16 protein-coding genes are annotated in these 20,809 nt (G+C 73.7%); 4 read left to right on the top strand and 12 right to left on the bottom strand.

The window, feature by feature from the left end:
- The first annotated feature begins 18 nt into the window (after positions 1–18).
- Complete coding sequence (locus FKD65_RS10115; protein ID WP_141577208.1) at positions 19–3,057, top strand: bifunctional [glutamine synthetase] adenylyltransferase/[glutamine synthetase]-adenylyl-L-tyrosine phosphorylase; 3,039 nt, start codon at positions 19–21, stop codon at positions 3,055–3,057.
- Positions 3,058–3,140: 83 nt separating this feature from the next.
- Here FKD65_RS10115 and FKD65_RS10110 read toward each other — a convergent pair whose 3' ends face one another.
- Complete coding sequence (locus tag FKD65_RS10110) at positions 3,141–4,022, bottom strand: phosphatase PAP2 family protein (protein ID WP_141577207.1); 882 nt, start codon at positions 4,020–4,022, stop codon at positions 3,141–3,143.
- Between the two features lie 240 nt (positions 4,023–4,262).
- Here FKD65_RS10110 and FKD65_RS10105 point away from each other — a divergent pair, with 240 nt between their 5' ends.
- Complete coding sequence (locus FKD65_RS10105) at positions 4,263–5,858, top strand: alpha/beta hydrolase (RefSeq protein WP_141577206.1); 1,596 nt, start codon at positions 4,263–4,265, stop codon at positions 5,856–5,858.
- Positions 5,859–5,910: 52 nt separating this feature from the next.
- On the opposite strand, the gene FKD65_RS10100 is transcribed toward FKD65_RS10105, so the two are convergent.
- From FKD65_RS10100 to glnA, 3 genes are all read right to left on the bottom strand, one after another.
- On the bottom strand, positions 5,911–6,303 hold the full coding sequence (locus FKD65_RS10100; protein ID WP_141577205.1) for an OsmC family protein: 393 nt from the start codon (positions 6,301–6,303) through the stop codon (positions 5,911–5,913).
- A 60-nt stretch (positions 6,304–6,363) separates the two neighbouring features.
- The gene (locus FKD65_RS10095) at positions 6,364–8,499 is read right to left on the bottom strand and encodes a DEAD/DEAH box helicase (protein WP_141577204.1); all 2,136 of its coding nucleotides are present in this window, start codon (positions 8,497–8,499) and stop codon (positions 6,364–6,366) included.
- 380 nt (positions 8,500–8,879) lie between these two features.
- Entirely contained in the window at positions 8,880–10,304 is a 1,425-nt protein-coding gene (gene glnA / locus FKD65_RS10090; protein ID WP_141577203.1) for a type I glutamate--ammonia ligase, read from the bottom strand.
- A 153-nt stretch (positions 10,305–10,457) separates the two neighbouring features.
- Here glnA and FKD65_RS10085 point away from each other — a divergent pair, with 153 nt between their 5' ends.
- Positions 10,458–10,934 carry an RDD family protein gene (locus tag FKD65_RS10085; protein WP_141577202.1) on the top strand — a complete coding sequence of 159 codons (477 nt, stop codon included), beginning with the start codon at positions 10,458–10,460 and terminating at the stop codon, positions 10,932–10,934.
- A gap of 115 nt (positions 10,935–11,049) precedes the next feature.
- Here the strand turns inward: FKD65_RS10085 and FKD65_RS10080 are convergent, their stop codons facing one another.
- Both FKD65_RS10080 and lipA read right to left on the bottom strand, forming a co-directional pair.
- Positions 11,050–11,745, bottom strand: a complete 696-nt coding sequence (locus FKD65_RS10080; protein ID WP_141577201.1) for a DUF4191 domain-containing protein — start codon at positions 11,743–11,745, stop codon at positions 11,050–11,052.
- A gap of 47 nt (positions 11,746–11,792) precedes the next feature.
- Complete coding sequence (gene lipA, locus FKD65_RS10075) at positions 11,793–12,719, bottom strand: lipoyl synthase (protein WP_141577200.1); 927 nt, start codon at positions 12,717–12,719, stop codon at positions 11,793–11,795.
- A 205-nt stretch (positions 12,720–12,924) separates the two neighbouring features.
- On the opposite strand from lipA, the gene FKD65_RS10070 reads away from it, so the two are divergent.
- Positions 12,925–13,425 carry a DUF1877 family protein gene (locus FKD65_RS10070; protein WP_141577199.1) on the top strand — a complete coding sequence of 167 codons (501 nt, stop codon included), beginning with the start codon at positions 12,925–12,927 and terminating at the stop codon, positions 13,423–13,425.
- 86 nt (positions 13,426–13,511) lie between these two features.
- Here the strand turns inward: FKD65_RS10070 and lipB are convergent, their stop codons facing one another.
- The 6 genes from lipB to FKD65_RS10040 form a co-directional block, all read right to left on the bottom strand.
- Positions 13,512–14,225, bottom strand: a complete 714-nt coding sequence (gene lipB / locus FKD65_RS10065; protein WP_240810062.1) for a lipoyl(octanoyl) transferase LipB — start codon at positions 14,223–14,225, stop codon at positions 13,512–13,514.
- A 37-nt stretch (positions 14,226–14,262) separates the two neighbouring features.
- Positions 14,263–15,000, bottom strand: coding sequence for a peptidase E (locus tag FKD65_RS10060; RefSeq protein ID WP_141577198.1), 738 nt, complete (start codon positions 14,998–15,000; stop codon positions 14,263–14,265).
- Between the two features lie 98 nt (positions 15,001–15,098).
- Entirely contained in the window at positions 15,099–15,986 is an 888-nt protein-coding gene (locus FKD65_RS10055; RefSeq protein WP_141577197.1) for a TIGR01777 family oxidoreductase, read from the bottom strand.
- Positions 15,987–16,112: 126 nt separating this feature from the next.
- Positions 16,113–17,633, bottom strand: coding sequence for a 2-oxoglutarate dehydrogenase, E2 component, dihydrolipoamide succinyltransferase (gene sucB / locus FKD65_RS10050; RefSeq protein WP_141577196.1), 1,521 nt, complete (start codon positions 17,631–17,633; stop codon positions 16,113–16,115).
- 36 nt (positions 17,634–17,669) lie between these two features.
- On the bottom strand, positions 17,670–19,061 hold the full coding sequence (lpdA, locus tag FKD65_RS10045; RefSeq protein WP_141577195.1) for a dihydrolipoyl dehydrogenase: 1,392 nt from the start codon (positions 19,059–19,061) through the stop codon (positions 17,670–17,672).
- A 157-nt stretch (positions 19,062–19,218) separates the two neighbouring features.
- Positions 19,219–20,751, bottom strand: coding sequence for a leucyl aminopeptidase (locus tag FKD65_RS10040; protein ID WP_141577194.1), 1,533 nt, complete (start codon positions 20,749–20,751; stop codon positions 19,219–19,221).
- Positions 20,752–20,809: the final 58 nt, after the last annotated feature.

The raw sequence follows: 20,809 nt of genomic DNA, 5'->3' as shown, positions 1-20,809 counted from the left end.
GGGAATACGGTTGGTCCTGTGACCGAGTCCTGGACTTCCGACCGCCGTCCCTCGCTCGCCGGACGCCTGGCGCGGCTCGGCTTCACCCACGCGGCGCGGGCCGAGCGGCTGATCGCCGAGGCCGAGCGGGACGGCTCGGCGCCCGGCGACGGCCTGCTCGACGCCCTCGGCGGCACCGCCGACCCCGACCTCGCCCTCGACGGGCTGCTGCGCCTGCTCCCGGCGGCCGGCGGCGACCTGCGCGCGGCGCTCGTCACCGAACCCGGGACGCGCGAGCGGCTGACCGCCGTCCTCGGGGTGAGCGCGGCGCTCGGTGACCACCTGGCCCGGCATCCGGACCACTGGCGGGTGCTGCGCGACGGCGTCGCGGGCCCGCTCGGAAGCCCCCGCGCCGGCCTGCTGGCCGCCGTGGGCGCCGACCCGTCCGCTGAGGAGCCGGTGGCCCGGGACGAGGACGCGCTCCTCGCGCTCCGCGTCGCCTACCGCCGCCGCCTCCTGGCCCTGGCGGGACGCGACCTGATCGGTCTGGCGGACGTCGCCGAGGTCGCCGCGGAACTGGCCGACCTCGCCGCCGCCGCGCTGGAGGCCGGCCTCGCGATCGCCCGCGCCGAGGTCCCCGGCCACGAGGCGTGCCGGCTCGCCGTGATCGGCATGGGCAAGTGCGGGGGGCGCGAGCTGAACTACGTCAGCGACGTCGACGTGGTCTTCGTGGCCGAAGCGCGGGAGGGGCGGGACGAGGACGCCGCGCTGCGCACCGCGACGCGCCTCGCGTCGGCGATGATGCGGGCCTGCTCGGCCACGACCGAGGAGGGCGCGCTCTGGGAGGTCGACGCGGCGCTGCGCCCGGAGGGCAAGGCCGGGCCGCTCGTGCGGACCCTCGCCAGCCACCGCGCCTACTACGAGCGGTGGGCCAAGACGTGGGAGTTCCAGGCGCTGCTGAAGGCCCGTCCCGTCGCGGGCGACGCGGACCTCGGCGCCCGCTACCTCGAGACGATCACCCCGATCGTGTGGAAGGCGGCCGAGGGGGAGAGCTTCGTCGAGGACGTCCAGGACATGCGGCGCCGCGTCGAGACCGACCTGAACCAGCGCACCGCCGACTCCGAGCGGCAGCTCAAGCTCGGCCCGGGCGGCCTGCGCGACGTCGAGTTCGCGGTGCAGCTCCTCCAGCTCGTCCACGGCCGCGCCGACACGACGCTCCGCAGCCCGACCACCCTGGACGCCCTCGCCGACCTGTCCCGGGGCGGCTACGTCGCGCGCGACGACGCGGCGGCGCTGGCCTCCGCGTACCGGTTCCTGCGGCGCGTGGAGCACCTCGTCCAGCTGCACCGGCTCCGCCGCACCCACCTCGTCCCCGACGACGAGGCCGGCCTGCGCCGCCTCGGCCGCGCCCTCGGCCTGCGCACCGACCCGGTCGGGGAGTTCACCGCGCTGTGGCGGCGGCACGCCCGGGAGGTCCGCCGCATCCACGAGAAGCTGTTCTACCGGCCGCTGCTGCGGGCCGTGGCGCGGCTGCCCGGGGAGGAGGCCCGGCTCACCCCGGAGGCGGCCCGGGCCCGGCTGGAGGCCCTCGGCTACGCCGACCCGGGGGGCGCGCTCCGGCACATCGAGGCGCTGACCGCGGGCGTGTCCCGGCGGGCCGCGATCCAGCGGACGCTGCTGCCGGTCATGCTCGGCTGGTTCGCCGACGCGCCCGACCCCGACGCGGGCCTGCTCGGTTTCCGGCAGGTCAGCGACGCCCTCGGCACGACGCCCTGGTACCTGCGGCTGCTGCGCGACGAGGTCACCGTCGCCGAGCGGATGGCGTGGGTGCTCGGCTCCAGCCGCTACGCCACCGACCTGCTGCTGCGCGCCCCCGAGGCGGTCGCCCTCCTCGGCAGCGACACGGGCCTGGCGCCGCGCCCCTTCGAGGCCCTGCGCGCGGAGGCGCTCGCCGCCGTCCGCCGCCACAACGAGGCGCCGGCGGGGCCCGCCGCGCAGGAGAAGCGGGCGAGCGGAAGCCCGGCGGAGGAGGCGGCCGGGGTGGTGCGGGCGCAGCGGCGCCGCGAGTTGTTCCGCGTGGCCGTCGCCGACCTGCTCGGCCTCGTCGACGTCCGCACGGTGGGGGAGGCCCTCACCGGCATCTCCACCGTCACCGTCGAGGCCGCTCTCCAGGCCGCGATCAACAAGATCGAGATGGAGTCCCGCGGGCCGCTGCCGACCCGGATGGCGATCGTCGCGATGGGCCGCTTCGGCGGCCACGAGCTCGGCTACGGCAGCGACGCCGACGTGATGTTCGTGCACGACCCGCTGCCCGGCGCGGACGAGCGCGCCGCCGGGCGCGCCGCGCACGCCGTCGCCGAGGAGCTGCGCCGCCTCCTCGCGCTGCCCGCCCCCGACCCGCCGCTGGTGATCGACCCGAACCTGCGGCCGGAGGGGCGGCAGGGGCCGCTCGTGCGCACCCTCGCCTCCTACGCCGCCTACTACGCCCGCTGGTCGGAGCCCTGGGAGGCGCAGGCGCTGCTGCGCGCCGACCCGATGATCGGCGATCCCGGGCTGTGCGAGCGGTTCCGCGCGCTGATCGACCCCGTCCGCTGGCCGGAGGACGGGATCGGCGAGGACGCCGTCCGGCAGATCCGGCGGCTGAAGGCGCGGATGGAGTCCGAGCGGCTCCCGCGCGGCGTCGAGCGGCGCCTGCACACCAAGCTCGGGCCGGGCGGGCTCGCCGACGTGGAGTGGGTCGCGCAGCTGCTCCAGCTCCGGTACGCCCACGAGGTCCCCGCGCTGCGCACCACCCGCACCCTGGACGCGCTGGACGCGGCGGTCGACGCCCGCCTCCTGGACGCCGAGGACTCCGAGGTCCTGTCGGAGGCGTGGTGCATGGCCACCCGGATCCGGGGGGCGCTCATGCTGGTGCGGGGCCGGGCCTCCGACCTGCTGCCCACCGACCACCGCCGCGAGCGCAGCGCCGTCGCCCGCGTCCTCGACTATCCCGGGACCGGCGACCTCCTGGAGGACTACCGGCGGCACGCCCGCCGCGCCCGCGCCGTCGTGGACCGCGTCTTCTACGGCGCCGAGTGAGCGCCGGAACCGGGTGATCCACGCGGGGCCGCGGGGCGGCGTGTACTCCCTGGGATGTACGTGGGCCCGGAGTTGTACGCCGGTCAGGGCCGGGTGGCGCCTCCGGTGGCGGCGGAGCCCGCCCCGGAGCCGCCCGCGCGCCGCCCGGTCCACTGGTGCAGCCGGCCCGTGACGTGGGCCCGCGCGAGTATGAGCGGCGCCGGGCAGCGCGTGTACAGGATCCACGACACCCAGAGCGCGCCGCCGATGAGCGCCATGCCCGCCACCGCGTCCAGCACGTAGTGGTTGGCGGTGGACAGGATCACGATCACGGTGGTCGCGGGGTAGAGCACGCCGAGGAGCTTGGCCCACGTCTGCGACGCCAGCTTGACCAGGACGAGCCCGCACCACAGCGACCAGCCGGCGTGCATGGACGGCATGGCCGCGTACTGGTTGGTCAGGCTCCCGGAGGCGTCGCTGGCGTACAGGCCGAGCGAGTGCAGCGCGGTCACCGGGTCGACGAAGCCCTCGCTGTGCAGGAACCTCGGCGGCGCCAGCGGGTACAGCCAGAACCCGATCAGCGCCACGCCGGTGGCGACCATGATGGAGGTGCGGAGCCACCGGTAGTGCTGCGGCCGGTAGCGGTACAGCCAGACCACGACGGCGAGCGTCACGATGAAGTGCATCGTGGCGTAGAAGACGTTGGCGGTCCGAGCCAGCCAGGGCACGGTCAGCAGCGTCTGGTTGAGGTGCAGCTCGATGTCCAGCCCCAGATAGCGTTCGACGCGCAGGATCTCGTCGGCGTGCGCGAACGCCGGCCCGGTGCCGTCCTGAACCAGGACGATGCGCGTCAGCGTATAGCCGGTGTAGAAGATGACGACCAGCAGGAGCTCGCGCCAGACAGGGGGCGCGGTGAGGACCCGGCGCCGCGTCGCGGTGGCGCCGGCCTCGCTTCTGCGAGCCGCTGGGGGGGCGGGTTGAGCCATGGTACCTATCTTCGCCGCAGGGCCCCCGAATGAGATCACCGCGACGAATGGTCTTCATCTCAGACCTGAGTAGTACGACCCTGATGCGGTATCCGGACTTTCGGGGGAGGGCCTCAGGGACGCCGGGGTGATCCCGCCGCCGCCACCCCTCCCGGGGAGCCGATGGAGTCGGCCAGGAGTCAGCATAGGGGGCCCTGGGTAGATCCCGATCGCTTCACGCGATGCGAACGGGGGGAATGAATGGCCAGGTATCGGGGGAGATCCGGCGCGGTGCCGGCGGTCGGCACGGCTCTGGCCGTCTTAGTGCTCCTCTCCCTCTCCGGAGGGACGGGACGCGCCCGCACGGCGGGCGGCGCTCCGGCGGCGGCCGGGTCCGGGGCGGGTGACACCCCGCCCGCGGTCGTCCTGGCGGGCACCGCGCCGCAGCCGGCCTGGGGGCGCTGCACCGGCCTGCCGGCCCCGGGGCCCGGGAGCAAGCGGCCCCGCGGGTTGCGGTGCGCGACGCTCCAGGTGCCGCTCGACCACGCGCGGCCCTCAGGGGAGCGGATCGGCCTCGCGCTGATCAAGGTGCCGGCGACCGACCCGCGCGGCCGCATCGGCTCGCTGGTGTTCAACTTCGGCGGCCCCGGCGGTGAGGGCGTCGACACCCTCGCCCAGAGCGCGGACCAGTACGCCGAGCTCCGCTCCCGCTACGACCTGATCGGCTTCGACCCGCGCGGCGTCGGCCGGAGCGACCCGGTCGCCTGCGTGGACGCCCGCCGCATGGACGCGCTCGCCGCCATGGACGACAGCCCCGACACCGCCGCCGAGGAGCGGGCCTACACGGCGGGCCGCGCCGCCTTCGTGCGCGGCTGCGAGGCCCGGTCGGGGCGGCTGCTGCCGCACGTCGGGACCGTCGACGCGGCCCGCGACCTGGAAATGGTCCGCGCCGCCGTCGGCGACGAGCGGCTCCAGTACTTCGGGGTCTCCTACGGCAGCAGGCTCGGCGGCAGCTACGCGCACCAGTTCCCCGGCAGGGTGGGGCGGGCCGTCCTGGACGGGGCCGTCGACACCGGGCTCAGCTCCGCGGATCTGGCGCGCCAGCAGGCGGCCGCGTTCCAGCGCGCTCTAGGCGCCTTCGGCGACGCCTGCGCCCGGCTCGGCACGAAGGAGTGCCCGCTCGGTAAGGACGGGCCGTCCGTCGTCGCGTCCACCGGCCGGTTCCTGGCGGGCCTCGACCAGAGCCCGCTGCGCACCTCGTCCGGGCGGAGGCTCACCCAGAGCCTCGGCACGACCGGCGTCGCCGCCGCGCTGTACTCGCGGGACGCCTGGCCGTACCTCGCCCAGGGCCTGGTCGACGCGGTGAAGCGCCGTGACGGGAGCCTGCTGCTGATGCTCGCGGACGCCCAGAACGGGCGGCGCCGGGACGGCGCCTACAGCGGCCTCTCCGCCGCCAACACCGCCATCACCTGCGCCGACAGCACCGACCGCTACACCGCCGGGGACGTGCGGCGGCTGCTGCCGCGGTTCCGCGCCGCCTCACCGGTCTTCGGGGCGTCCCTGGCGTGGGGGCTGCTGCAGTGCACGGGCTGGCCGGTACCGGGAGACCCCGCATCACGCGAGGTGTCCGCTCCGTCCGCCGCGCCGATCCTCGTCGTCGGCAACACCGGCGACCCCGCCACGCCGTACGCGTGGGCGCCCGCGCTCACCCGGGCGCTCGGCGGCCGGGCCGCCCTCCTCACGCTCGAAGGGGAGGGGCACGGCGCCTACGACACCGGCGACCCCTGCGTCCGCGAGGCCGTGCACGCCTACCTGCTGCGCGGCACGGTACCCGAGCGGGGCGCCACCTGCCGCTAGCCGTGGAGCGCGGCCGGGCGGCGCCCCGGCCGCGCTCCGAAGGTCCCGACTCCTACACGACCTGGTCGACCTTCGTCGGCTCGCGGAGGGCGTTGCCGACGGTGCAGTACTTCTCGTGGACGCGGGCCGCCACGGCCTTCAGGACGTCCTCGGCCTCGCCGTCCCCCTCGGGCAGCTCGACGTCGTAGGTGACCGTGATCGTGCCGAGCGTGCTCGTCGCGATCTTGTCGGCCTGGACGGTGGCGGCGAGCCGCGCCATCCGGTGCCCGCGCTTGGCCGTCAGCGGCTCGACGGTGACCAGCTCGCAGCCGCCGAGCGCCGCCAGCAGCAGCTCGACCGGCGTGAAGACGCCCTCGGAGTCCCCATCGCCGATCGCGACCGCCGCGCCCCGGCCGTTGACGGCCCGGAAGCCGTCCTCGGTGCGCTCAACCCTGACCTCAGCCATGGAATCCCCTTCGATCGACGGCCTCGCCCGCCTGAACACCGGCCCGCCCCGCGTTCTTCCCTACGTCCCGAGCCTCTGCTGCTCCTCGGCGACGATCTGCCGGGCGAGGTCGCGCTCGGAGATGTCGACCGCGTCGGGGGTCTGCTCCGCGAGGTCGCTGCGCCGCGCGTACTCGTCGAACAGCATGGTCTTGACGTGCAGTATCTCCAGCATCCGCTCGTCCACACCGCCGGGGGTGAGCAGCCGGTGCACCTGGACGGTCCGCACCTGCCCCATCCGGTGCGCCCGCCCGATCGCCTGCGTCTCCATCGTCGGCTTCACCTGCGGCTCGCAGAGGATCACCACCGACGCCGCCTGGAGGTTCAGCCCGACGCCGCCGGCCTGGATCTGGGCGAGCAGCACGGCGTGCCCCGGCTCGGCGGTGAACGCGTCCACGATCTCCTGCCGCCGCGCCGGCGGGGTCTCGCCCGAGATCGGCCCGCGGGTCTCCGGACCGAGCGCCTCCCCGACGGCGGCCAGCACGTCGCGGAAGTAGGAGAACACCACGACCTTCAGGTCGTTCTCGGCGGCCTCGACCACCAGCTCCTTCAACCGGTCGAGCTTGGCCGACCTCTTCGGGACGGCGTAGGCCGCCCGGCGCATCGCCATGAAGTTGCCCGCCGCCACGGCCTTGCGGTAGGCGGCCGCGTCCGCCCGGCTGAACTCCTCCAGCTCGTCGACGTGCACGACCTCGGGCAGCTCGACGAGCACGTCCCGCTGGTTGCGCCGCAGGTAGACCGGCGCCACGGCCGACCGGAACGCCCGCGCCCCCACCGCCGCGTCGTGCGGGCGGATCCGCTCGGCGACCTCGGGCCGCAGATGGGCGACGAGGCTCCGGAACTCCTCGACCCGGTTCTCCATCGGCGTCCCGGTGAGGAACAGGACGTTCTCCGCCCTGCGGCACCACTGCGCGACGGCGCGGGCGCGGCGCGTCTCGTGGTTCTTGGCGTAGTGGGCCTCGTCCACCACGAACATGCCGACCTCCACCTCCTCCGGGACGTTCAGGGCGTGCAGCGTGGCGAGCGTCGTGACGGCGATGCCGCCGTCCCCGGCCCACTTGCGCAGCGCCCCCGCCCGGCCGGACCCGTGCACCGGATGCGCGGCGATCGTGCTGCGGGTCTCGATCTCCCGGAGCCAGTTGATCAGCACGCTCGCCGGGCACGCCACCAGGAAGTGCGTCACGCCCCGCGCCCGCAGATGGGCCATCGCGGCGATGGCCTGGACCGTCTTCCCGAGCCCCATCTCGTCGCCCAGGATCACCCGCTTCTGGACGAGCGCGAACCGCGCCCCGAACGCCTGGTACCCGCGCAGCGACACCCGCCGGAACCGGTCGTCGAGCGGCTGGGCCTTCACCCGCGCCGCGAGGTCGCCCGGCAGGAACCCCTCGGCGGCGTCCTGCTCCGGCTCCGCCGACGCGAGCTCGGCCAGGAGCGTCTGGTAGTCGGCCGCGCGCAGCTCGAAGTCGATCCACGCCTCGTCGGCCGACACGTGCGGGCGCAGCAGGTCGACCGAGGCCTGGGAGACCAGCAGCCGGGTGCCGCGCGCCTCCTCGGCGGCGAGCGCCTCGGCGAGCTCGCCGACCGCCGACCGCGCCCGCTCGCGCCGCGCGGGCGGGGCGAGGAGCCTGCGCCACCACGACCCGGCGGGCCGCGCGTCCTGCACCAGCGGCCCGACGCGCTCGTCGACCTCCTCGGCGACCGCGCGCGCCCGCGGCAGCTCCGGCCCGGCGTTCACCAGCCGGTGCAGCGCGACGACGGCGGGCGTCATCGCCTCGTCCCGCCGGTCGACGTCGAGCCGCACCGTCACCGACCGCTCGGCCGCCTCGGCCAGGCTCCCCGCCGCCGCGTGCAGCTGCTGCGCCGTCTGGGGACCGATCCCCGGCAGCAGCTGGAGCTTGTAGGGGGTCGAGGCCAGCACGTCCGCGACGTTGCCGAAGCCCGCCTCCTCCAGAGGCCCGAGCCGCAGCCGCCCGTCCGTGACGTCCTTCAGCCGGGCCAGCGGAATCGACGCGAGCTGCTCGCGCGCCGCCTCGCTCCGCAGCGGCGCCAGCGCCGCGCGCACGTCGGCCAGCGCCCGCCGGTGGTCGGCGACCAGCCCCCGCGCGGCGTCCAGCAGCGAGAACCCGCCCCTCAGGACGTCCTTGGCCTCGTACGCCATCCCGCCCCCTCACCCGCGCGCTCGGCCCACATGATGCCAGCCCCGCGCCAGTGCCACGGCCACCTCGTCCCAGTGCCCGCACGACACGATCCGATCTACCAAGCCCCCCACGGTAGGCCGCCCCACCGACACCCCGGCGGGGCAGCGCGGCTTCAGGGCGCGTAGGGCTCCGCCAGGGTCATGGGAGTGCGCGCGATCTCCAGCGCCTCACCCTGCGGAGCAAGCTTGGAGGCACGCTCCAGCTTCGGCATCGATCGCCTCGCCGCCCCAAGGCCGACCACAGAAAGGCCGTCGGCCGTGCCCTCCGGTGAAGGAAGGACACGGCCGACGGCCCGCAGACGGCCCAGGAGAGCGGAAACTCGCTCTGACCTGCGGCGATCCTAAATGTCGTAGTAGAGCTCGAACTCGTGGGGGTGGGGGCGCAGGCGGATGGGGTCGATCTCGAACTCGTTCTTCATCGTGATGTAGGTCTCGATGAGGTCCTGGGTGAAGACGCCGCCTTCGAGCAGGTAGTCGTGGTCGGCCTCCAGGGCGGCGAGGACCTCGGGGAGGCTGCCGGGGACCTGCGGGATGGCGCGGGCCTCCTCGGGCGGCAGCTCGTAGAGGTCCTTGTCGACCGGCTCCGCGGGCTCGATCTTGTTCTTGATGCCGTCCAGGCCGGCCATCAGCATGGCCGAGAAGGCCAGGTAGGGGTTGCAGGACGGGTCCGGCACGCGGAACTCGATCCGCTTGGCCTTCGGGTTGGAGCCGGTGATCGGGACTCGGATGCAGGCCGAGCGGTTGCGCTGGGAGTAGACCAGGTTGACCGGGGCCTCGTAGCCGGGGACCAGGCGGTGGTAGCTGTTCACCGTCGGGTTGGTGAAGGCCAGCAGGGACGGGGCGTGCTTGAGCAGGCCGCCGATGTAGTAGCGGGCGTTGTCGGACAGCCCCGCGTAGCCGACCTCGTCGTAGAAGAGGGGCGAGCCGTCCTTCCACAGGGACTGGTGGCAGTGCATGCCCGACCCGTTGTCCGCGAAGATCGGCTTGGGCATGAACGTGACGGTCTTGCCGGCCGCGCGCGCGACGTTCTTCACGATGTACTTGTAGAGCAGCAGGTTGTCGGCCGTCTTCAGCAGCGTGTCGAAGCGGAAGTCGATCTCGGCCTGGCCGGCGGTGCCCACCTCGTGGTGCTGCATCTCGACGTGGATGCCCGACTCCAGGAGCTGGGCCACCATCTCCGAGCGCAGGTCGGTGTAGTGGTCCATCGGCGGGACGGGGAAGTAGCCGCCCTTGTAGGGGGGCTTGGCGCCGAGGTTGCCGCCGGGCTCCTCGCGGCCGGTGTTCCAGGCGCCCTCGACGGAGTCGAGGTAGTAGTAGCCCGCGTTCTGCTTGGTCTCGAAGCGGACGTCGTCGAAGATGTAGAACTCGGCCTCGGGGCCGAAGTAGCAGGTGTCGGCGATGCCGGTGCCGCGCAGGTACTCCTGGGCCTTGCGGGCGATGTTGCGCGGGTCGCGGCTGTAGGGCTCGCCGGTCAGCGGGTCGTGCACGAAGAAGTTCAGGATGAGCGTCTTGTGCTGGCGGAACGGGTCCACGACCGCGGTGCTCGGGTCCGGCAGCAGGAGCATGTCCGACTCGTGGATCTCCTGGAAACCGCGGACGGACGACCCGTCGAACATCAGCCCGTCGGTGAAGACGCTCTCGCCGAAGCTCTCGACGGGGAACGTGAAGTGCTGCATCTTGCCCGGCAGGTCCACGAACCGGCAGTCGACGAAACGCACACCTTCGTTCCTGATATAGCTCAGGACCTCTTCGGCGCTGCTGAACATCCAGCCTCCTCAGGGCGGTTCTCGGCTTAGACGACGTTATGTCCGCGCCGTTTCCCGGCCATGTCTCGTATGTTTCCGCTGTGTTACGGGTCACTCCGGGCTTCCCCCGGGAGCCGCGTCCGAACCTTCGGAGGGACGGGATAGCGTAGGGCCATGAGCGGTGGTAAGGCGGCCGGGCCGCGGTGGACGCAGACCTGGCTCGGCGGCGCGCGCTCGGCGGGGGCCGACCTCGGCGAGCCCGGCAAGCGGATCGGCCTCCCGGAGAGCGGCAGCGGATCCGTCGCGCCCTACGGCCGCCGGCTCCTCGCCCTGTTCATCGACTGGGGCCTGTCGATGCTGGTGGCGAGCCTGCTCGCGCGCTCGTTCGGGTGGGAGCCCGCCGAGCGCAGCTCGTGGACGCTGCTCATCTTCGGCCTGCAGGCGTGGGTGCTCACCGCGTTCCTCGGCACGACGATCGGCAAGCGGCTGTGCGGCATCCGCGTCGCCCGGCTGGACGGCCGCCCGGTCGGCCTCGGCTGGGCCCTCGCCCGGACGCTGCTGCTGCTCCTGGTCATCCCCGCGCTGATCTGGGACCGCGACTACCGCGGCATGCACGACCGCGCGAGCAACACCGTCGTCGTCACCATCTAGCCGGAGCGGTCACCATCTAGCCGGAGCGGGAGCGCCGGCGGGGCCGGTCGGGGAGCTGGAAGAGCCGACCGGAAAAGGAAAAGCGCCCCCGAGGGGGCGCTTTACGTTCGGGGGGTCAGCGCAGCTTGGGCTTCGGGCCCTTGGGCATCTTCGCGCCTCTGGGCATCGGGCCCTTCGGCATCTGCATCGACCGGGGGAGCGCCTGGAGCCGGTCGTTCAGCTCGGCGACCTGCCCCTTGGTGAGGTTGCGGGGCAGCTTCATCAGGTGGCGCTGCAGCTTGTCGACCGGGATCTGTCCCTCGTCGTCGCCGACCTGGATGTCGTAGATCTCCATCTGGCTGACGGCGCGGGCGATGCGCTTCTTCTCCGCGCCGAGCAGTGGGCCGACGCGCCTGCGGGGGCCCTCCGAGACGAGCACCACGCCGGGTCGCCCCACCACGCGGTGCACCATGTCGAGGTTCCGGTTGCCGCTGACCGCCTCGGTCACCGACCAGTTGCCGCGCATGTTCTTCAGGATCGCGGCGGCCGCGCCGGGCTGGCCCGCGATCACCTTGTACTGGGCGCGCTGCGCCAGCTGCCCGAAGACGATCATGCCGACGGCGAACGCGGCGAGGACGCCCAGCGGGATGAAGAACCACAGCTGGCCGATGATCAGCCCGATGAGGATGACGACGACCAGCGTCCCGATCGCGGAGGCGAACACGATCGGCAGCGCCTTCGGGTCGGCCTGGCGGAGCACCTGGGCGACCATGCGGATCTGCTTGAGGCGCCCTGGACTCTCCTGGGCCCCGTCCGTGGGCTTTTTCGACATGCGTCCAAGGATAGTCGGGTCGGGCCGCCGCCCCGCCAGCCCGGTCGTCAGCCGCGCGCGGAGACGGCCTGCTTGTAGAGGCGGCCGGCGCGGTAGCTGGACCGCACGAGCGGTCCGGACATCACGCCCGCGAAGCCGATCTCCTCGGCCTCGGCCGCCAGCTCCACGAACTCCTCGGGCTTGACCCACCGCTCCACCGGGTGGTGGCGGGGGCTCGGCCGCAGGTACTGGGTGATCGTGATGAGCTCGCAGCCGGCCTCGTGCAGGTCGCGCAGCGCCTGCGAGACCTCCTCGCGGGTCTCGCCCATGCCGAGGATCAGGTTCGACTTGGTGACCAGCCCGTCCTCGCGCGCCCGGGTGATGACCTCCAGGGAGCGCTCGTACCGGAACCCGGGCCGGATCCGCTTGAAGATCCGCGGGACGGTCTCCACGTTGTGCGCGAGCACCTCCGGCCGGGCCGAGAACACCTCGGCGAGCTGCTCGGGGACGGCGTTGAAGTCGGGGATCAGCAGCTCGACGCCGCAGCCGGGGACCGCGGCGTGGATCGCCCGGACGGTCTCGGCGTACAGCCAGGCGCCGCCGTCCTCGAGGTCGTCGCGGGCGACGCCGGTGACGGTCGCGTACTTCAGCCCCATCGTCGCGACGGACTCGGCGACGCGGCGCGGCTCGTCGCGGTCGAGCGCGGCGGGCTTGCCGGTGTCGATCTGGCAGAAGTCGCAGCGCCGGGTGCACTGGTCGCCCCCGATGAGGAAGGTGGCCTCGCGGTCCTCCCAGCATTCGAAGATGTTGGGGCAGCCGGCCTCCTGGCACACCGTGTGCAGGCCCTCGGACTTCACCAGGCCGGTGAGCTCGCGGTACTGCGGGCCCATCTTCATCCGGGTCTTGATCCACTCGGGCTTGCGCTCGATCGGGGTCTGGCTGTTGCGCGCCTCGACGCGCAGGAGCTTGCGTCCCTCAGGTGTCACCGTCGTCACGGCTCCCAGCGTACGTCGCGATCAGCGGTCCCGGCACACCGGCGCCCGTCGGCGGGAGGGGCATCGAAGGCGTATCGGAGCGATCTCGAACGTATGACGGTACTCCGCCCGTGCAGCCGATTCGCGTGTTTCGGCCATCTACGTCAATGGATCTCTCTAGGGTGACTCCCTGTCGTCACGCAACAGCGTCAGCAGGAGGACCACCGTGGGTCTGGCAATGTCGTACCTCAGGGTGCCGCCCGTGCTGGAGGGCGAGCCCGATCCCGGGCGGATCGCGCGCCACGTCTTCGGCGACGCGAACTGGCGGCGGCGCGGCGCGGGCGCGCTGTTCGAGCTCGGCCGGGCGTGGCAGGCGATGCACTACCTCGTGACCGGAGACCCGTGGGAGGGCCGCCAGCCCGAGGCCGACGTCGTGTGCGGCGGGCGGCTGCTCACCGAGGACGGCGCCGACGAGCTCGGCATGGACGTGATCTACCTCGCCCCCGAGCGGGTCAAGCCCGCCGCCGACCACCTGGCCGCGACGCCGTTCGCCGAGATCGCCGGACGCTACGACCCGGCCGCGATGGTCCACGCCGGCGTCCAGGACGCCGGGCGGCTGGACTCCGCCGCCCGCGAACGGGTGTTCCAGCCCGCCTACGCGGGACTCGGCGAGTTCTTCCGGCTCGCCGCCACCGAGGGCCAGGCCGTCTACAAGGTGATGGCCTGACCGCTCGCGGGGCGACCGGGTCCAGGGCGACGGTCTGACCGTGTTCAGGGTGGCCGCCCGCAGAGGGCCGGCTGCGGGATGAGCGCCTACGGGGCGACGGCCTGAGCCGGGACTCCGAGCTGCGCCGTGGTGCGGTGGAACGTCTCCGCCGCGCCGAGCGCCTCCGCCAGGTGCCGTTCGACGAGCGGGACGATCTCGGCGACCGTCACGTCACGGCCCAGTTCGAGGCTGAGGCTGGTCGACTGGGCGTCGCGGATCCCGCAGGGGACGATCCGGTCGAACCAGCTCATGTCGGTGTTGCAGTTGAGCATGAAGCCGTGCATCGTGACGCCGCGCGCCACCCGGATCCCGATCGAGCCGATCTTGCGGTCCGGCGTCCCGGGGATCCACAGGCCGCTGCGCCCCTCCACCGTCGCCGTCCGCAGCCCGAGGTCGGCGCAGACGTCCATCATCATCCGCTCCAGCAGCCGCACGTAGCCGACGACGTCCACCGGGTCGGGAAGCCGGACGATCGGGTAGCCGGTGAGCTGCCCCGGGCCGTGCCAGGTGATCTTCCCGCCGCGGTCGACGTCGACGACCGGGGCGCCGGGGTCGCCGAACGGGCGGTCGAGCGCCTCCGTCCGCTTGCCCGCCGTGTAGACGGGCCGGTGCTCCAGCAGCAGGACGGTGTCGGGGATGGCGTCGTCCACCCGCAGCGCGTGGGTGCGCTTCTGCAGCTCCCAGCCGTCCTCGTAGGGGACGGCCGCCGAGCCGAACCCCGCATGCACCACTACCAGCTCGCGTACGTCCACATCGCTCACACGGGCAAGCTTATGCCGTGACCGCCCGAGCCGCTCCTCAGAACGAGGCGAGCAGCCGGGGTTCCAGCCGGTACTCCTTCGCCGTCCCCGGCCCGTCCGGCTCGATCCTGTAGGCGCCCGCGTCCCGCCGGTAGGAGACGGCCTGGACGAACTCGGCGCCGACGTAGTGCAGGCCCACCGCCTCGTCGGCCGCGTACCCGCCGGGCAGGGTCCCCTCGCCGACGAGCTGCTGGAGCAGCGGGCGACGCTGCGGGTCGCTGTCGTAGTGGACGCCGCACGAGTACGGCAGGAGGCCGAGGCCGTCGGTCAGCGGCCGCAGCTGCGGCCCGAACGAGTCGGTGTTGCCGCCGACGTGCCAGCACAGCGCGCCCGCGCTCTGCCCGGACAGCACGACGCCCTCCAGCCACGCCTCGCGCATGATCTCGTCGAGGCCGTGCAGCCGCCACAGGGCCAGCAGGTTCGCGACGCTGCCGCCCGACACGTACAGCAGGTCCTGGCCGAGCAGGTGCGCCCGGACGTCGGGGACGTTCGGCATCGGGAACAGCGCGAGATGGCTGACCTCGGCGTCCATCGAGGAGAACGCGGCGTAGAAGCGGGCGACGCACCCCGCGTCGTCGCCGACGGCGGTCGTCAGGAAGCACACCCTCGGGCGGTCCTGGCCGGTCAGGTCGAAGGCGTAGCGCAGCAGCGGGCTCGGGGCGAGCCCCTCCCTGCCGTCGGGCACGAAGCTGCCGCCGCCGATGGCGAGGATGTGCGGCTGTCCGTCGGTGCTCATGCATCCCCCTAGTAGGCCGTCCCGGGTAGGCCGTCCGTCTCATCGCCACCGTATGGCCATCGAAGGAGGCCGCCCGGGACTTTGACGTTTCTTGGGAGTCACAGCACGGCCGCGAGGGCCGAGTCGACGTCCTCGTGCGCGAACCCGAACCCGGCGTCCAGCAGCCGGCGCGGCAGGACCCGCTGGCTGACCAGCGGACCCTCGTCGGCGAAGCCGCCCAGGGCGGCGCGCAGCGCGAACTTCGGGACCGACAGCCGGGCGGGCCGGTGCAGGGCGCGGCCGACCGCCTTGGTGTAGGCGTCGTTGGTCACCGGGTTCGGCGCGGTCAGGTTGACCGGCCCGGCGATGTCGGCGTCGATGAGGAACCGCAGCGCGGCGATCTCGTCGGGGAGGGAGATCCAGCTCGTCCACTGGCGGCCGTCGCCGAGGTCGCCGCCGAGGCCGAGCTTGAAGAGCGAGAGGGTGCGCCCGAGGATGCCGCCCTCGCGGGCCAGCACGACGCCCGTCCGCGGATGGACGACCCGCACCCCCGCGTCGCGCGCGGGCGCGGCGGCGGCCTCCCAGTCGCGGACGAGGTCGGACAGGAACCCCTGCCCGGCGGGGGAGTCCTCGTCGACCTCCCGGTCTCCGGTGTCGCCGTAGAACCCGATCGCCGAGCCGCACACCAGCACCCGGGGCCGGGGCGAGGCGGTCGCGATCGCCTCGGCGAGCGTGCGGGTGCCGACCAGCCGGCTGTCGCGGATCTTCTGTTTGTAGGCCTTGGTCCACGGCCGGTCGCCGACCCCGGCGCCCGCCAGGTGCACCACGGCGTCCGCGCCCTCCAGCGACTGCTTGTCGACGCAGCCGTCGGCCGGGGACCAGCGCGCCTCTCCGGGCCCGGACGGCTCCCTGCGCACCAGCCGGACGACGTCGTGGCCGTCCTCCCGCAGCGACTGCACCAGCGCCGAGCCGATGAGACCCGACGAGCCCGTGACGGTGACCCTCATACCCCCAGCGTAGAGGGAGGGTGGCGCCCTGTGGCGGACTCCGCGGCGGGTCCCGCGTTTCCCCGGAACGCGCGGGACCCCGCCGCCCGTGCGGGCGCGGCGGGGTCCGGCGGACGCGCGGGAGGGTCAGAGGCCGAGCTCGGCCTCGAAGTTGCCCTCCTCCAGGCGGTGCTTGACCGTGGCGAGGAAGCGGGCCGCGTCCGCGCCGTCGATCAGGCGGTGGTCGTAGGTCAGCGCCAGGTAGACCATCGACCGGACCGCGATGACCTCGCCCAGCTCCGGGTCGTCGATGACGGCCGGGCGCTTGACGACGGCGCCGGTGCCGAGCATGGCGACCTGCGGCTGGTTGAGGATCGGGGTGTCGAACAGGGCGCCGCGGCTGCCGGTGTTGGTCAGCGTGAACGTGCCGCCCGCCAGCTCGTCCGGGCTCACCTTGTTGGTGCGGGTGCGCTCGGCGACGTCGGCGATCCGCTGCGCGAGGCCGCCCAGGTTGAGCTGGCCCGCGTTGTGCACGACCGGGACCATCAGGCCGCGCTCGGGGACGTCGACCGCGATGGAGAGGTTCTCCACCTCGTGGTAGGTGACCTCGTTGGTCTCGCTGTTGATGACCGCGTTCAGCTTCGGGTGCGCCTTGAGGGCCTCGACCGCCGCCAGCGCGAAGAACGGCATGAACGACAGCTTGACGCCCTCGCGGGCCTGGAAGTCGGCCCTGGCCTGCTCCCGCAGCCGCGCGATCTTGGTGATGTCCACCTCGACCACGGTGGTGAGCTGCGCGGACACCTGCAGCGACTCGACCATGCGGCGGGCGATCGTCTGCCGCATGCGCGACATCTTCTCGGTCCGGCCGCGCAGCGCCATCTGCTCGGCGGGGGCGCCGGCGGGCGCCGGGGCGGCGTGGCGGCCGACGGGGGCCTGGGCCTGGGCCGGGGCGGGGGCCGCCGGGGCGGCGGGCGCGGCCGGACGCTGGGCGGCCTGCTGGGCGGCGCGGGCCGCCTCCAGGACGTCCTGCTTGCGGATGCGGCCGCCGACGCCGGTGCCCTTGACCGTGCCGAGGTCCACGTTGTGCTCGGCCGCCAGCTTGCGCACCAGCGGCGTGACGTACGGGCCGTCGCCCGGCTCCGCCTGCTGGGCGGGCTGCTGGGGCGCCGGCTGCTGCTCCGGGGCGGGCTGCTGCTGGGCCTGCGGCTGCGGTGCCGGGGCGGGCGCCGGGGACGGCGGGGCCGCGGGCTGCTGCTGCGCCGGCGGGGGCCACGCGGCGGGCGGCGGGGCCTGCTGCTGCTGGGCCTGCTGCGGCTGCTCGGCCTGCTGCGGGGCCTCCTCCTGCTGCGGGGCCTCCTGCTGGGGCTCCTGCTGCGGCTCCGCCTCCTGCTCCTCGGCGGCGGGGGCGCCGCCGCCGGACGGCGCCTCGCCCTCGTCGCCGATGACGGCCAGTTCGGCGCCGACCTCGACGGTCTCGTCCTCGGCGACGGTGATGCTCGTGAGGATGCCCGAGGCGGGCGAGGGGATCTCGGTGTCGACCTTGTCGGTGGACACCTCCAGGAGCGGCTCGTCGGTCTCGACGCGCTCGCCCTCCTTCTTGAGCCAGCGGGTGACGGTGCCCTCGGTGACGCTCTCGCCGAGCTGGGGCATGGTGACGGAGACCGGCATGTCTCAGCGACTCCTTCGGAATACTTGTGCGGCTTGTCAGCCGTGCACGTGCAGTGGTTTGCCGGCGAGGGCGAGATGCGCCTCGCCGACCGCCTCGGACTGGGTCGGGTGGGGGTGGATCAGCTGGGCGACCTCGCCGGGCAGGGCCTCCCAGTTGTAGATGAGCTGCCCCTCCGCGATGAGCTCGCCGACGCGTGCGCCGACCATGTGGATGCCGAGGACGGGGCCGTCCGCGGCCGCGATCACCTTGACCTCGCCCTGCGTCCCCAGGATCTTGCTCTTGGGGTTGCCGGCGAGGTCGTAGGTGACCTCCTTGATCTCGTACCCGCGCTCGCGGGCCACGGCGGACGTGATGCCGACCGAGGCCACCTCGGGGTCGGAGTAGGTGATGCGAGGGACGCCGTCGTAGTCGATCGGCGGCGGGGTGAGCCCGCCCAGCCGCTCGGCGACGAGGATGCCCTCGGCGAAGCCGACGTGCGCCAGCTGCGGGGTGGGGACGAGGTCGCCGACCGCGGAGATCGTCGGGACGCTCGTCCGGCAGTACTCGTCGACCTTGACGAACCCGCGCTCGGTCTCGACCCCGGCCTCGGCCAGGCCGATCCCGTCGGAGACCGGCCCGCGGCCCACCGCCACCAGCAGCAGCTCCGCGTCGATCGTCTTGCCGTCCTCGAGGGTGACCGAGATGCCGCCCTGGGTCGTCTTGGCGCTCTGGAACCGGGTGCCGAGCTCGAACTTGATGCCCCGCTTGCGGAAGGCGCGCTCCAGTCGCTTGGAGCTGGACTCCTCCTCCAGCGGGAGCAGGTGCGGCAGCGCCTCGACGATCGTGACCTCGGCGCCGAACGAGCGCCAGACGCTGGCGAACTCGACGCCGATGACGCCGCCGCCGAGGATGACGACCGAGCCGGGGACGTGCTCCAGCCGCAGGGCGTGGTCGCTGGAGATGACGCGCTCGCCGTCGATCTCCAGGGCGGGCAGCGACTTCGGCGCGGACCCGGTGCCGAGCACGATGTGCGCGCCCTCGATCCGGCGGGTCCCCTCGGCGGTGTCGACCTCGACCGCCGTGGGGCCGGCCAGCCGCCCGGTGCCGTGCACGACCTCGATGCCCCGGGACTTGATCAGCCCGGTGAGGCCCTTGACGGTCGTCGAGACGACCTTGTCCTTGTAGGCGTTCACTCCGGCGACGTCGATGCCCTCGAAGGTGGTCCGCACCCCGAACTTCGCCGCCTCGCGGGACTGGTCCGCCACCTCGGCCGCGTGCAGCAGCGCCTTGGTGGGGATGCAGCCGCGGTTCAGGCACGTTCCGCCGAGCGACTCGTCCCGCTCGACGAGCGCGACGGACTTGCCGAGCTCGGCGGCGCGCAGCGCGCACGCGTACCCGCCGCTGCCGGCACCTAGGACGACGATGTCGAAGGGGCCGTTGTTGGCCACTGGACGCTCCCTTTCCCCGGTTGTGGCGCCGCGTGGATCGCGGCGCCCTGGGCGGGGCGGGGCGCACCGGTACCCGGGCCCCCACCGCCACAAGAAAACCTATTCTGTTCTCCGCCCGCTCACAGCGTGCGGGGCCCCCGCGGGATTCCCCGGCGCCTTACAGGACGCCCGCGGCGACGTCCTCGGCGATCTGGACCAGCGTGCGGGCCGCCGCACCGGTACCGCCCTTCGGCGTGTACCCGTACGGCTCGCCCTTGTGGAAGGCCGGGCCCGCGATGTCGAGGTGCGCCCACTTGACGCCGTCCGGCACGAACTCCTTGAGGAACGTCCCGGCTACCAGCATGCCGCCCCAGCGCTCGCCGCTGATGTTGGCGATGTCGGCCACCGCCGAGTCGAGGCCCTTGCGCAGCTCCGGGGGGAGCGGCATGCCCCAGGAGGGCTCGCCCGCGCGCTCGGCCGCCGCGACCACCTTCTCACGCACGCCGTCGTCGTTGGCCATGACGCCGGCGGTCCGCGTGCCGAGGGCGACGAGCTGCGCGCCGGTCAGGGTGGCGACGTCCACGATGAGGTCGGGGGAGTCCTCGCCGGCGCGGACGAGGGCGTCGGCCATGACGAGCCGGCCCTCGGCGTCGGTGTTGAGGACCTCCACGGTCTTGCCGCCGTAGATGCGCAGCACGTCGGACGGGCGCTGCGCGGTGCCGCTCGGCATGTTCTCGGCGATCGCGAGGTAGCCGACGACGTTGACCGCGGGACGCAGCTCGGCGATGGCGGCGAGCGCGCCGAGCACCGCGGCGGCGCCGCCCATGTCGGACTTCATCCAGTCCATCGCCTCGCTGGGCTTGAGGGACAGGCCGCCGGAGTCGAACGTGATGCCCTTGCCGACGAGGGCGAGGGTCTTGGACGCCTCGGGGTGGGTGTAGGCGAGCCGGACCAGGCGCGGCGGGTTCACCGATCCCTGCCCGACGCCCGCGATGCCGCCGTACCCGCCCTCGACGAGGGCCTTCTCGTCCAGCACCTCGATGGCGAGGCCGGTCTCGGCGGCGACCCGCTCGGCCTCGCCGGCGAAGTCCTCGGGGGACAGGTGGGACGGCGGAGTGTTCACCAGGTCGCGGACGAGCTTGACGGACGCGGCGAGGGTGCGGGCGCGCCCGACGGCGGCCTCCTCGGACCCGGACGCGATCAGGCGGATCTCCTCGACCGGGCTCTTGCGGCCGTCGCCGGTGCGGAAGGAGTCGAAGGAGTAGGCGCCGAGCAGCGCGCCCAGCGCGACGGCCTCGACGTCCTCGGCGCCCGAGGCGGGGAGCGCGACCGCGACCCGGGCGGTGCCGGCGAGGGAGCGGACGGCGGCGCCCGCGGCGCGGCGCAGGTCCTCGGCGGTCGGGCTCCCGCCCAGCCCGGCGGCCACGATGACCTTGGCGGGGACGGCGCCGAGCGACGGCAGCCTGGTCACCTCGCCGGCCTTGCCCGTGGCGCCGAGCGCGTCCAGCGCGCCGGCGAGTCCGCCGTCCATCGCGCGGTCGAGGGCTTCGGCACCGGCTGCCGGCGCGGCGCCCGCCTCCGCGGGGGCGACGCCGATCACGATCGCGTCGACGTCGAGGCCGGCCAGGTCTGCGCTGTCAAGGCTGATGCTCGTCACGTAGCCCGATGTTAGTCCTCCTGGTGACCGGTTTCGCCCTTTTGGATCAAGCATTGCCCGCCCGGCCGCCCCCCGGCCTGCGCTTCCCCGCGGCCCGGCGGCGGCTCCCCCC

This window comes from Actinomadura sp. WMMA1423, assembly GCF_006547145.1.
Classification (GTDB): domain Bacteria; phylum Actinomycetota; class Actinomycetes; order Streptosporangiales; family Streptosporangiaceae; genus Spirillospora.
Note: the sequence above shows the minus strand (reverse complement) of the source record. Positions and strands in the feature narration are given on the sequence as shown.

Excerpts from the sequence above, each read along its gene's own strand:
- FKD65_RS10110 (WP_141577207.1), bottom strand. The coding sequence starts at position 4,022 with ATGGCTCAACCCGCCCCCCCAGCGGCTCGCAGAAGCGAGGCCGGCGCC.
- FKD65_RS10105 (WP_141577206.1), top strand. The coding sequence starts at position 4,263 with ATGGCCAGGTATCGGGGGAGATCCGGCGCGGTGCCGGCGGTCGGCACG.
- FKD65_RS10100 (WP_141577205.1), bottom strand. The coding sequence starts at position 6,303 with ATGGCTGAGGTCAGGGTTGAGCGCACCGAGGACGGCTTCCGGGCCGTC.
- FKD65_RS10095 (WP_141577204.1), bottom strand. The coding sequence starts at position 8,499 with ATGGCGTACGAGGCCAAGGACGTCCTGAGGGGCGGGTTCTCGCTGCTG.
- glnA (WP_141577203.1), bottom strand. The coding sequence starts at position 10,304 with ATGTTCAGCAGCGCCGAAGAGGTCCTGAGCTATATCAGGAACGAAGGT.
- FKD65_RS10085 (WP_141577202.1), top strand. The coding sequence starts at position 10,458 with ATGAGCGGTGGTAAGGCGGCCGGGCCGCGGTGGACGCAGACCTGGCTC.
- FKD65_RS10080 (WP_141577201.1), bottom strand. The coding sequence starts at position 11,745 with ATGTCGAAAAAGCCCACGGACGGGGCCCAGGAGAGTCCAGGGCGCCTC.
- FKD65_RS10060 (WP_141577198.1), bottom strand. The coding sequence starts at position 15,000 with ATGAGCACCGACGGACAGCCGCACATCCTCGCCATCGGCGGCGGCAGC.
- FKD65_RS10055 (WP_141577197.1), bottom strand. The coding sequence starts at position 15,986 with ATGAGGGTCACCGTCACGGGCTCGTCGGGTCTCATCGGCTCGGCGCTG.
- sucB (WP_141577196.1), bottom strand. The coding sequence starts at position 17,633 with ATGCCGGTCTCCGTCACCATGCCCCAGCTCGGCGAGAGCGTCACCGAG.
- FKD65_RS10040 (WP_141577194.1), bottom strand. The coding sequence starts at position 20,751 with ATGCTTGATCCAAAAGGGCGAAACCGGTCACCAGGAGGACTAACATCG.